Source organism: Stenotrophomonas sp. INTA L402-1 (assembly GCF_059295135.1).
The window spans coordinates 1-596 of sequence record NZ_JCAFWP010000177.1 but is presented as its reverse complement, the minus strand read 5'-3'; the positions used below and the strand labels follow the sequence as shown (position 1 = coordinate 596).

Sequence of the window (596 nt, the reverse complement as noted above, 5' to 3'; positions counted from 1 at the left end):
AATCTGTCCTTCCACCTGTGCCTGTTGCTGACTGTACTGCAGCAATAACCGGGTGGCCTCATCATTACGGGTTTCGCGTGTTTTTTTCTTACCGGATGCCAGGGCTTTCTCGTAACGTTCATTTTCACGTTGTATCGCCGCATCCCTGACAGCCTGATCGGCGTACTGCATGGCATTAATACGCGCAATTTCACGCTGATGTCGTGCAGCTTCCGTTTCATTCATCCGGTTCAGTGCAGCATTTTCAGCATTACGGCGTTTCTGTTGCTCCTGATAATTCCGCTCTGCCTGCTCTTTTGCATCCTGCAAATCCTTCTGGCGTTTTTTCTCCTGAAGATCGTTAAGACGCTGCTGATCGTATTCAACCTGAGAAGATGATGCCGTCCAGGGGAGTCTTTTCGCCCGCGACACTTTCTCCTGCAAAGTGGCAATCTGCGCATCCAGCGAATCTTCACGACCAATATGCATGGCCGCATCCCAGAACTGCTTCCACCAGTCAGATAAAGTTTGCAGCGTACTGCCCAGCGCATTGAGGTTATTATCAATATCCGCAGTACGCCGACCGGTTTCCTCTGCCAGTGCAGACATGGCTATCC

At 50.8% G+C, this 596-nt stretch carries 1 protein-coding gene; it reads right to left on the bottom strand.

Annotated elements, in window-relative coordinates:
- Positions 1 to 596: hypothetical protein (locus AC5O77_RS22200; protein ID WP_494507221.1), on the bottom strand; the 596-nt coding region annotated here is incomplete at both ends.